10 protein-coding genes are annotated in these 14,450 nt (G+C 37.2%); 6 read left to right on the top strand and 4 right to left on the bottom strand.

The features are described 5' to 3' along the window. Positions 1-74: 74 nt before the first annotated feature. From AO058_RS04530 to AO058_RS04505, 6 genes are all read left to right on the top strand, one after another. Positions 75-1,913, top strand: coding sequence for a PLP-dependent transferase (locus tag AO058_RS04530; RefSeq protein ID WP_075325441.1), 1,839 nt, complete (start codon positions 75-77; stop codon positions 1,911-1,913). A gap of 105 nt (positions 1,914-2,018) precedes the next feature. Beyond that, positions 2,019-2,900 (top strand): DMT family transporter, encoded by an 882-nt coding sequence (locus tag AO058_RS04525; RefSeq protein ID WP_075325440.1) that lies wholly within the window; start codon positions 2,019-2,021, stop codon positions 2,898-2,900. 222 nt (positions 2,901-3,122) lie between these two features. Next, positions 3,123-5,660, top strand: coding sequence for a glycoside hydrolase family 9 protein (locus AO058_RS04520; RefSeq protein ID WP_075325439.1), 2,538 nt, complete (start codon positions 3,123-3,125; stop codon positions 5,658-5,660). Positions 5,661-5,913: 253 nt separating this feature from the next. Continuing rightward, positions 5,914-8,391, top strand: coding sequence for a glycoside hydrolase family 9 protein (locus AO058_RS04515; RefSeq protein ID WP_075325438.1), 2,478 nt, complete (start codon positions 5,914-5,916; stop codon positions 8,389-8,391). Between the two features lie 359 nt (positions 8,392-8,750). Then, positions 8,751-9,557, top strand: a complete 807-nt coding sequence (locus tag AO058_RS04510; protein ID WP_075325437.1) for a response regulator transcription factor — start codon at positions 8,751-8,753, stop codon at positions 9,555-9,557. 94 nt (positions 9,558-9,651) lie between these two features. Continuing rightward, positions 9,652-11,613 carry a tetratricopeptide repeat-containing sensor histidine kinase gene (locus AO058_RS04505; RefSeq protein WP_075325436.1) on the top strand — a complete coding sequence of 654 codons (1,962 nt, stop codon included), beginning with the start codon at positions 9,652-9,654 and terminating at the stop codon, positions 11,611-11,613. 21 nt (positions 11,614-11,634) lie between these two features. Here the strand turns inward: AO058_RS04505 and AO058_RS18625 are convergent, their stop codons facing one another. Genes AO058_RS18625 through AO058_RS04485 form a run of 4 tightly spaced genes read right to left on the bottom strand, consistent with a single transcriptional unit; the run spans position 11,635 to position 14,444 of the window. Beyond that, positions 11,635-12,492, bottom strand: coding sequence for a nuclear transport factor 2 family protein (locus tag AO058_RS18625; protein ID WP_232228892.1), 858 nt, complete (start codon positions 12,490-12,492; stop codon positions 11,635-11,637). 29 nt (positions 12,493-12,521) lie between these two features. Further along, positions 12,522-13,466 (bottom strand): NAD-dependent epimerase/dehydratase family protein, encoded by a 945-nt coding sequence (locus AO058_RS04495; protein ID WP_317040660.1) that lies wholly within the window; start codon positions 13,464-13,466, stop codon positions 12,522-12,524. A gap of 32 nt (positions 13,467-13,498) precedes the next feature. Continuing rightward, positions 13,499-14,017: a nuclear transport factor 2 family protein gene (locus AO058_RS04490; protein ID WP_075325434.1), complete on the bottom strand. Its 519-nt coding sequence runs from the start codon at positions 14,015-14,017 to the stop codon at positions 13,499-13,501. Between the two features lie 16 nt (positions 14,018-14,033). Beyond that, positions 14,034-14,444, bottom strand: a complete 411-nt coding sequence (locus AO058_RS04485) for a hypothetical protein (protein ID WP_143083642.1) — start codon at positions 14,442-14,444, stop codon at positions 14,034-14,036. Between the last annotated feature and the right edge of the window lie 6 nt (positions 14,445-14,450).

Genomic DNA, 14,450 nt, shown 5'->3' with positions numbered 1-14,450 from the left:
AAGAAAATCGATCGCTTTTACTTTTAAAATTGTATTAAGCAGTTTATATTACCAACTTATCTAAAAGTTAAGTTATGAAAGAGCAGAAAGTGCTAAACTATATTGAAGAGGTAATAAAAAACGTACCCAATGATTGGTTGAAACTAACCACCCATAGATTGGACATTTATAATGAAAAATTGGCGAAAACTGAATTTCTTGAAAAGTTTGAAACCTTATTTGCTGCTAACAATGCTGAAACCTCAGCACTTAAAGCATTACCCACTGCTTTCGATTATATTCGTTTAGGTCACCCCTTATCGTCTGTTCTGGAATGGGGAATTGCTAAATTGAATAATCTCAAGCCCGAAAATATTATCAGTTTTTCTTCCAGGACGATGCCTGTTTTAGCGGTTTTAAGAAAAAATCTATTCGACAATAAAAATACACAGATCGTTTATACCAATTCGTTACCGGATTTTTTTGATACTGAAGCGCTAAAAAATGTGTACGGATATAATTTTGAATTAAAACAGGTGGAGAATGCTGAAGAGATTTCTGAATTTAACGGGAGCACTATATTTATTTCACAAAAAGACGAAATTGGCAAAGTTGATCTGCATCCAAATATCGACTTTTGGCTTAATACTTATCCAAATACTGGAAGTATTTTACTGGTAAATGGCGAAAAAAATGAGACGTACATTTCTGAAATACAACACGTAAGAAGAAGAGAAAGTATTGCTATGACCCCGGCAGATTCTTTTTCTGCTTTAAAACAATTAGCAGGAAAACCTTCTTCTAACCGCAATAATACTGAAAACAATAAAGCTAGTGTAATTGCATCAATCCAAAATATTACCGGCACAAATTCAAATGCATTACTTGCCTCGTGCGGACTTTCGATGCAATATGCCATTATAATGGGACTTATTGACGAAGCCCTGGAGAAACATCCTGGAAAAGCGATTAAAATTGTTGTTCCTCCTAATTGTTACGGTGGTACAAACGACCAGGCAAGACGGGTTGCTGCCAGCCTGGAAAATGTAGACATTGTAGATTTACCGGTAGACGGTGATAATGATATGGTGCAAAGTACTGATATGGTTTTGGAGCAGGTTGCCAAAGAAGATGCTGTTCCTTATATTATTGCCGAAATCCCTACCAATCCACGAGTTGAAGTTCCCAACCTGGAAAAATTAAGAGACGCTTTAAGCAAAAAACGTAAAACCGCCAGGGGCGAAACGGCTATAGATCCTGTATTTATTTTAGATCAAACCTTTTGTCCTAACGTACAATTTTTAGCCGAAGATGGAATATTATCTTCTATTCGAACAATTTCATATGTTAGTGGATCTAAATTTCCAAGTGGCGGAAAATGTACTGCCGGTTACTGTGTTGCCAATCAAAAAGCTGAAAATTTATTGAGCAAGATAGATAAGCATCTTATTCTTTGTGATAATGAAGCAACTGCCCTTCAGGTTGAAATATTAGCAGAGCAATTACCTTCTATGAATCAAAGAATTGCCGATGCCTATAAGAACACACAGGAATTTGTAGACTTTATCAGGAAAACATTACCAGACGCAAAAATCAATTTTGTATCAGAAGAATTAGCTGAGCAAGGCTTTACTCCCTCTGTATTTTCATTAGATCTTCCTACAAAAGGAAATACACAAGAAGAAAGAGAAGCTTATAAAAGGAAATTAAATCAAAAGCTAATCAATATGATGATTAGTGAAATTCCAAACGAAAGTAAATATTGTGTGAGTTATGGGCAACTAAAGGGTTGTTACTGGACAATCCCTGCCACGTCTACCCAGGGAACTACTAAAGAAGCCGACAAAGATTATATAGCCCGGGTATCTGTATCTCCCGATTTGGATCTTGAGCTTCATAAAAAAGTCTTTTTAGATTTCGTTGAACAAATTTAGAGTTAGGGGAGGTTTTAAGGCCTCCCTCTTTTTTCTATTGTGAGTTAGCTAAAAACTGTGTAGTTTCAATGGTTAAAGCGCTGCGCGCTGTAGAAAACCGCTACGATGAAAAGAAGTACAATTTTACTAATTGTAGGCTTTGTTTTATTATGGAACTCCGGTTTTATAGGAGCCGAATATGGACTTCCTTATACCGGGCCTTTTACTTTAATCTTCCTAAGATATCTCGCAGTAACCGTATTATTATTGCTTTACCTTCTTTTCAGAAATAGATTGAAATGGGTAGGTTTTAAAGCGGTGTCCCTCAATATGCTTATTGGTTTCCTGGCGCATGGAGTATGGCTAACCTGCGTTTTACTTGCGCTTGCGGAAGAAGTGCCGGCGGGGATAGTAGCCCTAATCGTCGCGTTGCAGCCATTAGCCACCGGTGCACTTTCTGGTTATGTTACTAATGAAAAAACCAATAAATATCAATGGTGGGGATTAATATTAGGTTTTTTAGGTGTAGTATTAACCGTAGCTTTTAGAATAGATTTTAGCAAATCAAGTTCAATTTTTGGTTATCTAATTCCTTTAGGATCTGTTGTAGGAATCACTATTGCTACATTAATTCAGCGTAAAATGGAGATAGATGATAAGAACGAGAAACTACCACTAGACCAGACTCTTTTCTATCAAAGTCTGGCCACTATGCTGGCTTTAGCTATCCCTTCAATTTTTGTAGAAAAATTAGCTGTAGAATGGGTTTCTGAATTTACTTTTGCTATGATATGGCTCATTCTGGCTGTCTCCCTCGGCGCCTATATTCTCATGTGGCGGTTAATTGAACGACTTGACGCCACCCGGGTAGCGAGTTTATTTTACCTGGGGCCGCCGGTGACCATGCTCATGGCCTGGATAGCTTTTGGTGATACTATTAGGATTATGGATATTGTTGGCTTAAGCGTAGTATTTTTGGGTGTAATATTAACTTCCCGGTCAAACTAAAGTTTCACCAGCCTATATACCTCTCTCTTTATAAAATTGCTGAATAATTAAAATTCTCTTTCCACTAAAACACAACTCCGGTCTATTTTTTTAACTGAGAACCTTCTTTTTTCACTCATTAAATCTTCAAAAAAATTATTGCTTTTCCCATTCTTTTTAACTGAAAAATAATAAAGTGTGTATTTAACAATTATTTTATACTTTTATAAAAACTAAACACTTATGCATAGAAATTACTCAGTTCAGAATTGGTTACTCATTGTTTTTTGCAGCTTATGTACCGGCCAAATATTTGCTCAACTTGAGCTTAACGAAAAAGAATATTTTGAAACGCGGGGGCTCAATGTCCTTGTTTTTAGTAACGAGTATAACGGATTCTTTTTTGATGAGAAAAACGCAGGAATTGAACTAATTCATCACGGGATGAGAAGCAGTACCGGAGGTGCTGTAAGACTACAAAATACCCCCGAACAATGGGATCTCGTACCTTCACTTTTAGAACGCAAGGTAGATCGTAGTACCAATACCGTAGAAGTAACTACCAGGTATGAGCAATTAGAATTTACATCAAAAATCATTGTTAAACCCGAAGGAAAAAGAATAAATATTTCTGTTTATCTGGATGAACCTCTTCCTGAAAACCTGGAAGGAAAAGCAGGATTTAATTTAGAATTTCTCCCAGCTGCTTATTTTGAAAAATCCTACCTGGTAAATGGTAATCCCGGTATTTTTCCCCTTTACCCATCAGGTAATACTAAGATTAAACCCATTAGTGAAAAAGTACCGCAGTTTGCCGGGCATTCTACCCTGGACACCCGTGGGGAAGAAGAATTTATAGTACCCCAACCCCTTGCCAGTGGTAACACCATTATTCTGGCACCCGAAGATCCTTATCACCACGTAGAAATTACTTCAGAAACCGAAATTTCATTATTTGATGGAAGAAGCCTGGCTCAAAACGGCTGGTTTGTTACCCGCAGTATACTACCGGCAAATAAGACCGGAAAGGTGTTAGAATGGCATTTAGAAGCCAACACGGTATCCAACTGGTTACGCGATCCAAATATTGGCTTCTCCCAGGTAGGTTACCATCCAAGCCAGGAAAAGGTTGCCATTATAGAACTGGACGAAAATGATAATCAACTGCAAACTGCTTCCTTATACCAGGTAACTTCTGAGGGAAAAACAATCGAAAAATTTAGTAAAAAAGTGGCCGAATGGGGAAAACATTTTAGGTATAATTATGCTGAATTTGATTTTTCTGATATCACGGAAACTGGGATTTATTATATTAAATATGGAGATCAAACAACAAATACATTTCCTATTAGTGAGCAGGTTTATGAAACGGCCTGGCATCCAACCCTGGATGTGTTTTTCCCCGTGCAAATGGACCATATGAAGGTGAATGAAGCCTATAGAACATGGCACGGCAGACCATTTATGGATGATGCTATACAAGCCCCGCTGGATCAGGAACATTTTGATGGCTACAGTATGGGCTCTTCTACCGATACTAAATTTGAACCCTATGAACATATTCCCGGCCTGGATGTAGGCGGATGGTTTGATGCAGGAGATTACGACATCCAAACCGGCACACATTGTCTCACAATTACAGATCTTGTGGCATCCTGGGAAGAATTTGGGCTGGAGCGCGATCAAACCCATATTAATCAGGAAAATCGTTATGTAGATATTCATCGGCCTGATGGAAAAATAGATATCCTTCAGCAAATTGAACATGGAACCCTAAATCTTGTGGCTCAAATTAATAATATAGGGCATCCGGTACGTGGGATAGTGGTTCCCAACCTGCACCAGTACCATCATCTTGGAGATGCCTCTACCGAAACTGATAACCTGCCCTACAATCCCGATTTGGAACCGTTTGAAAGCGATGGTTTATCCAGTGGAACATTAGATGATAGATGGGTTTTTACAGAGCGTTCTCCTTACCTGGATTACCGCACCGCCGGTGCATTGGCAGCAGCCAGCCGGGCTTTAAAGGATTACAATTCTTCTTTATCTAAAGAATGCATTGAATTAGCAAAGAAACTATGGGAGGAAAATGAAAATATGCCCTTAGAGGAAGCCTCTTCCGGCTATTTTGCACGTTTTCTAAAGCTTAGTGAAATGAATGCTTCCATGCAGCTTTACGTAAGTACTAAAGAGGAAAAATATGCCGAAGCTTTTGAAGAAAAAATCTGGAAAGCGATGGATGAAAGTCTGGACAGAACCATAGATATTGCATTACATGCCGCGCCTCATATGGATGAGAAATTCAATAAAAAACTGAAAACTTATGTTCAAAAATATGTTGATGAAATTGACCAGTTAGAAAAAGACAATCCCTACGGTGTACCTATGTTTCGCAGACCGGGTTGGGGTGGAAATCACGGGATTATTGATTTTGCCATCGCAAATTACAGGGCGCATAAATTATATCCAGACCTGGTAGATAAAGAACATGTATTTAAGGGATTACATTATATTTTTGGAAGACATCCGCATTCTAATCTCTCTTTTGTTTCGGGAGTGGGGACAAAAACTAAAAAAGTTGCCTACGGTAGTAACCGGGCAGACTTCAGTTTTATTGCGGGAGGAATTGTACCGGGCATTTTATTGATGAATCCTGATTTTCCCGAAAATAAGGAAAACTGGCCTTTTTTCTGGGGCGAAAATGAATATATAGTAGATATTGGAGCAAGCTATATTTTTCTTGTTAATGCCACAAATGAACTCCTGAACGAAAAATAAGCTACTGATTCAAAAAGGAGGCTGTTAGTTAAAGTTAAACGGTCTCCTCTTTTTACTCCTATTATTCAAATGAATATTTAACTACTTATAATGTCCTAATATTCAGAATATAAACGCTTTGTTAGCTCTTCTTCCGTTTTTTCATTAATTTCAAAAGAAGAATAGCTTTTAGATTAAAATAAAGATCAAGAATTAAAAATTACCAACTAACCTATAAATCTTTTTCTATAGTTTATAGCCAAACTTCAACAATATGAAATCACTATTACTTTCCTTTCTAATTTGTTTTTCAATAACAACAATTTTTGCCCAAAACCAGGGAGACAGTTTAAAAATTAATGAGCAGGAATATCTTGAAATGCGCGGTCTCAACGTCATGCTTGCGCACGATTTTTATCCGGAAAGTCATCAGGGCGGTGTAGGAATTATTCAAAATGGAATTAGAGTTGCCACCAACGGAGATTTACGCCTGGAGCCTACCCCAGGGCAATGGCAACCGGTACCAAAAGTTGGGGAACGGGTTGTAAATAGGGAAAATAATAATATTAGTGTGAAAATGGCTTATCCCGATGAAGCCAAAAACCGAACAGGCTTTAATCCTATTGAATATCCCGATTTGGAATTTTCTTATAACCTGAAAATAATTCCGCAGGGAAAATCTTTTAAAATCGTAGTAGACCTGGATGAAGCTTTGCCTGAAGAATGGATTGGAAAAGTGGGAATGAATATCGAATTCTTCCCCGGCTACCTTTTTGGCAAATCATATTATATGGATAACGAATTTGGTCTTTTTAACCGCCAGGCAAATGGCCCGGGATCTTATGATGATGACGATGAATATCAAATAAAGCCTATGGCTACGGGAAAAGAATTAGTGATTGCCCCCGGTACGCCCAGGCAAACTTTAAAAATTGAAAACTTAAAAGAAAATAATTTAGAGTTAATAGATGGCCGTGCACAGCATAGTAATGGCTGGTTTGTGGTTAGGTCACTAGTTCCTTCAGGAGCCACCAAAAATGCTATTGAATGGCTTATTACTCCAAACACCTTGGAAGATTATACATACGATCCCGTAGTTCAAATTTCCCAGGTTGGTTATCATCCCGCCCAGGAAAAAATTGCCGTGATAGAAACCGATAAAAATGATACTAACCTGAAAGAGGCGAAATTATTACGGATAAATAATGAAGGTGGTTTTACCGAGGTTCTTTCAGAAAATCCTTCAAATTGGGGGGAATTCCTCAGGTATAAATATTATCAGCTGGATTTTACCAAAATCGAAGAACCCGGAATGTATGTTGTAAAATACGGCGATTATACTACTGAAGCTTTTCAAATTAGCAAAGATGTTTATAAACGTGAGGTTTGGCAACCCACTTTAGAATATTTTTTACCGGTGCAAATGTGCCATATGTTGGTAAACGATAGATATAAAATATGGCATGGCCGTTGTCATTTAGACGATGCAAGAATGGCGCCTGTAGATACCAATCATTTTGATGGTTACCTGCAAGGCCCTGAAACCCTTACCAATTTTGAACCTGGCGAACACGTACCGGGGCTAGATGCCGGTGGTTGGCACGATGCCGGAGATTACGATCTTAGAATAGAATCCCAGGCTTCTACCATCCACGGACTTTCGCATATTTATGAGATTTTTCAGGAAGATTATGATAATACCACCATAAACCAGGAAACAAAAACCGTAGATATTTTGCAACCCGATGGAAAGCCCGATTTTCTTCAGCAAATAGAACACGGCACCATACATATTGTAAATGGCTATAAATCTTTGGGTCGGTTTTATCGTGGGGTGATTGTGCCTACTTTAGACCAATATGTTTTGTTGGGCGACCCGGTAAACCATTCTGATGGCGAGATTTATAAAGAAACCAGTACTTCAAAAGAAATTCCGTTAGGCCAGGAAGGCGCGCCAGATGATCGCTGGGTGTTTACCGAAGAAAATCCGCGTAGGGAATTACAAAGTGCAGCGGCCCTGGCTGCCACCTACAGGTCTCTAAAAGATTTTAATCCAGACCTGGCTGAAGATGCCCTGGAAATTGCTAAAAAAACCTGGGAAACTACCTCTACAGATAATCCCGTGCACAAACTCAGCTTAGGTGTAGAACTCTTCAGAAGTACTTCTGACGCGAAATATGAAAATTTTATAAAAGAAAATGCTGAAATTTTTGCTGAAAATATTGCGCAAACCGGCTGGGTTCTCGCACCCGTTTTTGATGAAATTCAAGATGAAAATTTCAGAAATAAAATAAAAGCTTCTGTAGAAGATTATTACGTGGAAGTAGAAAAATTAGGAGCGCAAACTCCCTACGGAATGCCTTATGAACCCGATATTTGGGGTGCAGGATGGGGAATTCAGAATTTTGGGATGAAACAGTATTTTTTACATACCGCTTTTCCTGAAATCTTTCCGAAGAAATATATGCTAAACGCGCTCAATTTTGTTTTAGGAACACATCCGGGTGTAAATACATCTTCTTTTGCTTCGGGAGTGGGTTCTCGCTCCTTAACCCAGGCTTATGGAATGAACCGGGGCGATTTCTCTTTTACTCCCGGCGGAATTGGCTCGGGAACGGCATTAATTCGACCCGATTTTCCTGAATTGCTGGAATGGCCTTTTCTTTGGCAACAAACCGAATATGTTTTAGGCGGTGGTACTACAGATTACCTTTTTTTAGTATTGGCAGCCGATAAATTATTAAACGAATAATTGGAAAATCTCACTGTAAAAAGCTTAGAATATTCAAATCTCATTACCTAATAAATTACCTTTAAAGTGGTATTTTATAAATTATTTTCTGTCTCTATCTTAGCCTTGTCAAATTACTAATTGTAATAGCAGATTAGTTCAAAGAAGATTTGGTAGGGCTAACTTCTTAAATGTTTGATTTGGGGATTAACATTTATGAGTATCTAATTTCTAATACCATTAAAAAGTATTTGACGCAAAAACCTTCAGGATTTCCCTGGAGGTTTTTTCATTTATATAATTTTCTACCACAAAACTTGAAAAGACTAAGGTAAATAAGGAAAATTCCTATATTTAATGTGATTAAACAATCACACTTTATGCAAAAGGATTTCGAAAAAATCTCCGCTTACTGGCAGGAAATGTATTCCCGCCAGGTAAAAGAGTATCGGCCGTTTGAAATCTCTGAAGAATTTAAAAGATTTGCCACTATTTTCGCCCCGGGAGACTCCTATTTATATATTGTAAACCTTCATAATTTTGGATTGGAATATGTTTCTAATTCGGTAGAACGTTTTGTAAATAAAAAGGCCGGAGATATTACGCTACAGGATTTATTACAAACCGTTATCCCCGAAGAAATTGAAATTATAAGTCTTAAGAGCAAAGTCATCAATAATTTTTATACCGAATTTCTTGATAAAGAAGATGTATTAAACTATAAAAATATGTTTTCTTATAGAATGAAAAATGCCGGCGAACAAACACGAACTATGTTGTACCAAGCATTCCCATTAAGTGTGTTAGAAAATGGAACCCCAGAACATGTATTGTGCATTCAAACCGATGTTTCTCACCTTAAAGTGACCAGTACCAATACAGTTTCATTTATTCATATAAACGGCGGAAAATCTTATTATAATATAGATATTTCTAAAGGTACATTTGAACCCGGCGAAAGTGCAGATGCCAATTTTTCAGAATTTCTCACCGAAAAAGAAAAAACTATTGTTTGTAAATTATCCCGAGGATTAAATGCTGAACAAATAGCCACAGAAATGAACCTCTCTCCTCACACCATTAAGACGCATAGAAGAAACGTACTACAAAAAAGCGGTTGCAGAAATACTACTGAACTTGTTGCCAAATGTCTTACTACCGGAATAATTTCCCCGGTATTAAGTTGAAAACAGTTTTACACCATTTAATTTTATATCAATAAAGTTCTCACAAACAGTTATTTAGTCTTATATTTATAAGGATATCTCAATATTACGATCCTTGATTCTGGAGAAAAAATTATTTTTAGCGCTTTCCTTTTTAGTGCTTTTTAGTCCATCAATTTATGGGCAAATCTTCGATTTTAGTAAACCTGATCCATACAAAAAGATTTTTGTAGAAACCGATGATTTTGGCCTTTCTTACTTGAAAGAGCTAGAAGAATCTTTGGAGAAAATTGAGTCAGATACTCTTAAGTTTGAAGTTTTAAACGATCTGGCTTATTACTGGCATACCAGGAACCTCAGCACTGCCCTGGAGTTTACCGAAAAAGGATTGGCACTTTCTTTAGAAAAAAATAATTCGCTTTGGAATGGTAGATTCCAAATTACCCAGGCTGCAATTCTATTGCGCCAGGAAAAACTAGATGAAGCAGAGGCAGTCCTCAAAGAAGCTGAAGCCAAAGTAACAGAAAGCGACCTTTCATTTCTTAATACACAATTAGGCTATGTTTACGAACGCCGTGGACAATTAGGAAGAGCTGCCGATTTTGCCCTCGAAACTTTGCGCCTGGGAGAAAAATTAAATAATAATAAAGCAATTGGAATTGCTTACAGCGATTTAAGCAACTTGTTTTGGAAGCAGGAAAAATATGAGGAAGGTTTGGAGTATGGCCTGAAATCACTTTCCTTTTTTGAAGAAAGAAACGTAGTAGATCTTGATTATGATTTTACACTTTACGTGGTTGGAAATAATTATTTAAAACTTAAACAATACAACAAAGCAATGGAGTACTATACACGTTCTATTGAAATTGGTGAACGTTATGGTTTTTATAATAATCTAAGCGATGTTTACATTTCTCTTGTAGATCTTTATGCATTTTTGAATGAATTTGAAAGCGCTGAAGAAGCCGGTAAAAATGCCATAAAGTATGCCTATCTTCTAGATAATGCGTTTATGCTAATGCGTTCTTACCTTTCGGTTGGAGAGTTACAAATTCAGAACAAAAATTATCCTGCCGCAATAACTAATATCAAAAAATCTATCGAGGTGGCTACGCCAAGCTTTGGAGATGGTTTCTTCTTAAGCAAAGCTTATAACAGTCTTGGTGAAGCTTATGCGAAAAATGCACAGTATCAGGAAGCGTATAAAGCATTTTCTGAATATGATTCCCTTAATAAAATTGTATTCACCGCAGAAGCAGATCAACGTATCTCTCAGCTTGAAACCGAATTTAATGTGGCTCAAAAGGAAAATACTATTCAACTTCAGGAAACAAGGTTATTACAACAGCAAACGAGTCAAAATCTTATTAGTCTTATTGCCGGCTTATTGTTCCTAATTTTATTGGTGCTATTTGTTAGTTTTAGCAATAATCGAAAGAAAAATAAACTATTAAGAAAACAGAATAAGGAGAAAGAATTCTTATTAAAAGAAATTCATCACCGGGTAAAAAATAATCTTGAAGTGGTTTCCAGCCTTTTGGCTTTACAAACAGCACAAATTAAAGATCCTAATGTTGTGAGTGCGATGAAGGAGAGCCAGAACAGGGTATATTCTATGAGTATAATTCATCAGCGTTTATACCAGAATGATCATCTTTCTTCTATTGAAATGAAAGATTATTTCTTAAATCTTGGCAATCATATCCTGGATTCTTTTGGGGAAGAAGAACGCATTAAGATTAACTATAAAATGCCTGAATTGCATCTAGATGTAGACACTGCGGTACCTTTGGGATTAATAGTAAACGAACTATTAACAAACAGCCTCAAATATGCTTTTCCGAATAAGCAAGCGGGGGAGATAACTATAGATTTAGATAAAAAATCGGCTAACGAGTTGCAGCTGCTAGTAAAAGATAATGGTATTGGGCAAACCGAAGGTGAACCCGTTAAAGGAACCGGATTCGGAAAAACACTCATCGATTTGCTTACCCGACAATTAGATGGGACGATGCAGGTAATTTATACCTCTGGCACTCAATATTTATTCAATTTTAAATCTCACAGGTTTCCTTGATTTGAGATAGAACAAGGTTTTTTAATTACCCATAGCATCATTTATTTTTTTGGTATCTACATATTGCTGAAAGGCACTAACTTTTCCATCTTTTAAAGTCCAAAGGTGAGCAACTTGTGCATTATAAGTTTTTCCCGTTTCTTTAACTTTAGCATTATATCGCAAGGTAGCCAATACCTGATTGTTGCTCATTTCATGTAGCTCGATGTCTTCAAGTTTAAAATATTCGTGTTCTGCTCCAACCCTCTCAAAAACACCTTTTAAAACGGCCTCCGGACCTATATATGGGTTGCCACCGGCATAAGCATTACCTTCGGCTTCGTTCCATATAATTTCTTCGTCTATTGCTTCCAGAACAGAAGGAATATCACCCTCGCCAAAAGATTTATAAAGGCCATCAATAATCCCTATGTTTTGATTTGTACTTTCAGGTTTCATCTCCACCCGAATGAGACGTATGGGCTTTGTCTTGCTAAGATTTACGACAGAATGCGGTGCCTCCGGTTCTTTGGCCATGGTGAGCGGAAAGCTTAATGGTTCCGGAAGTTTTTGAGTATTAAAAATAACCTTATCATTACTATCATAGTCAATAAAGTCGGCGGCTTCCTGGATATATAAAACGCTTGGCCATTTGTGATGGTGAAGCGGTTCTTTTTCTTCCGGAGCCAAATAAACTTCAAGTACCCTTACCTGGTCATTCTCTAATAATATTTTATGATTATTTGGTGCAGCTATCACAGCATCCAGTTCAGCTGGCCAATTAGCCGGATTACCTGTTTTATAATCTATTTTTTGACTTTCCTCGTATTCCTGTCCAAAAGTGGCAATGGTCACTAAAAATACGGCCAGGAAAATAGTCTGGTTTTTAAGTGTTTTCATGATTAATATGTTTTAAATTCGGTAATTTCTCATTTAGAATAACTTCTTAGGGTTTCTCTTACGGGCCTGAACTGAATTCCTAAATCTGTTTTTGCGAGATCGTTTTTATAGACAATTTGTGCTTTTTCCTTGGGTTCTTTATGATTCAACATTTGATGAATATCCCACACTTTATATGTTTCACTCGTTAAAAGGTAATCTTTGCAGTGTAAGCCCTTTTTCGTGGCTGCCTGGTATGTGGCATTAGCCACGTCTTCAACATCTACCACGGCAAAAGGAACATTATTATCGTAGAGTCTTTGAATAAAATCATCTGGCGCTAATTTGTTCTTTATAAGAAATTGCAGGCCAGTAGAGGTGGAGTCTTCTCTATTAGACAAAGATTTGCCCATCACCATTACGGGGGAAACAGAACAAATTTCAAATGGAAGGTCCGGGTTATCTGCGATGAATTTCTCAACGACCTGGTTAGCAATAAATTTGGCTTGAGAGTATGGATGGCTATCTTCACTGGTGTACCTGTCTTCTTTTTCATCAAAAGTATCAGAAAAGCTTTTGCCACCTGCCGGCATTGGGAAATTGGTATTCCAGGCTGCAACAGATGCAATAAAAACTACTTTTTCAATATTCGAAACCTCGCTTATTGCCTGGAGAAAATTTTGGGTTCCTTTTATAGTAGGATCATAAAGTTCAGCTTGCGGGTCTTTTACATCCAGTTGAAAGGGAGTGCCACTGTGAATTACGATCTCGCAATCTTTTATAAAATCTTTTAATTGATCCAGGTCTTCCAACTTAAAAGCCCTGATGTTGAGGTTTTCTGAATTTTGAAGATCAAAAAGATGCTGATATTTTTCGCTCTTATGGATATTGGTTACCGAAACTTTTACCTCGTAGCCTTCTTCCAAAAATTTCCTGGTTATGTAGCTTCCAATAAAGCCCGAACCGCCTATAATTCCTACCGTTTTCATCATCATAGCATTTAAGTAAGTCGTAACTGTATTAACAGTTAATTCCCGGTTCTTTCTTCTGAAGAACTTAATTCATCTGCCTGCTGGATATCCTTTACTATTTTTGAAACATCCCAATAACCAAATTCTCTTACAATTTTCCCGTTAACAAACCGGGCAGTAATATGAGTGGGAATTTGATACACTTTATTATTTGCTTTATAAGTGCCCTCCCAAAGGCCCCAAAAGTTCACCCAGGTTTCGCCTTCATCGTTTACAATCATTTCATATTCTGAGGCATCGTCTACAAAATTCCAGCTAGTAAATTGAGAGGCATCTTTCTTGTTTTCCGCTAAGAATTGCGTTAGGTTTTTCCCGTTTTCTTCTGTTACATTGTTCATTATTTTAGCGGTATCACTATAATGTGCTAGCATAGCTTCCCAATCCCTATCTTCATAATCTTCCAGTACTTGTTTGTAAGTTTCTATTTCTGGTGATTGCTGGGTGTAGCGTGTTCGTTGTTGGCTACAAGCTATAAATATGACTATTGCAACTCCTAATGACATTAACTCTTTCATGACTTTATATTTTTAATTATTCTAGGAAACCTATTATTTTACCTTGCTTTAAAGACCAGGAATGTTTAAATATTGTATAGATGTATTCACATTCTGATGCTTTGCGACCCTTCACTATTCCGGTTACCAAAACCTTATTTTTACCAGATACCTGAAAATTGAGATCCTTAAATAGAATGCTTTGCCATTCATTTTTTATAATTCCGCTAAGCGTAATATTGTAATTGCTATTCTTTACACTTTCTATTTCATCCCAATCTATACTGTTCGTTAGTGCGGCAATTTCATTTGCCGTAGCATTCTTATTTTGCAAGATTTCATATAGCTTTTTTACCAAATCCTGGTCAATATTCTCCTGCCCCTGCAAGTAGTTTGAAGTAAACAAACCAATAAGTAATGAGATGAAATAGAGGTGTAAGACTTTCATAGCTGT

The organism is Salegentibacter sp. T436 (assembly GCF_001932675.1).
In the GTDB taxonomy this organism is placed as follows: Bacteria; Bacteroidota; Bacteroidia; order Flavobacteriales; family Flavobacteriaceae; genus Salegentibacter; species Salegentibacter agarivorans.
Note: the sequence above shows the minus strand (reverse complement) of the source record. Positions and strands in the feature narration are given on the sequence as shown.

What these genes read in the sequence shown, in the direction of transcription:
- AO058_RS04530 (WP_075325441.1), top strand. Translation starts at nt 75, where the DNA reads ATGAAAGAGCAGAAAGTGCTAAACTATATTGAAGAGGTAATAAAAAAC.
- AO058_RS04525 (WP_075325440.1), top strand. Translation starts at nt 2,019, where the DNA reads ATGAAAAGAAGTACAATTTTACTAATTGTAGGCTTTGTTTTATTATGG.
- AO058_RS04520 (WP_075325439.1), top strand. Translation starts at nt 3,123, where the DNA reads ATGCATAGAAATTACTCAGTTCAGAATTGGTTACTCATTGTTTTTTGC.
- AO058_RS04515 (WP_075325438.1), top strand. Translation starts at nt 5,914, where the DNA reads ATGAAATCACTATTACTTTCCTTTCTAATTTGTTTTTCAATAACAACA.
- AO058_RS04510 (WP_075325437.1), top strand. Translation starts at nt 8,751, where the DNA reads ATGCAAAAGGATTTCGAAAAAATCTCCGCTTACTGGCAGGAAATGTAT.
- AO058_RS18625 (WP_232228892.1), bottom strand. Translation starts at nt 12,492, where the DNA reads ATGAAAACACTTAAAAACCAGACTATTTTCCTGGCCGTATTTTTAGTG.
- AO058_RS04495 (WP_317040660.1), bottom strand. Translation starts at nt 13,466, where the DNA reads ATGATGATGAAAACGGTAGGAATTATAGGCGGTTCGGGCTTTATTGGA.
- AO058_RS04490 (WP_075325434.1), bottom strand. Translation starts at nt 14,017, where the DNA reads ATGAAAGAGTTAATGTCATTAGGAGTTGCAATAGTCATATTTATAGCT.
- AO058_RS04485 (WP_143083642.1), bottom strand. Translation starts at nt 14,444, where the DNA reads ATGAAAGTCTTACACCTCTATTTCATCTCATTACTTATTGGTTTGTTT.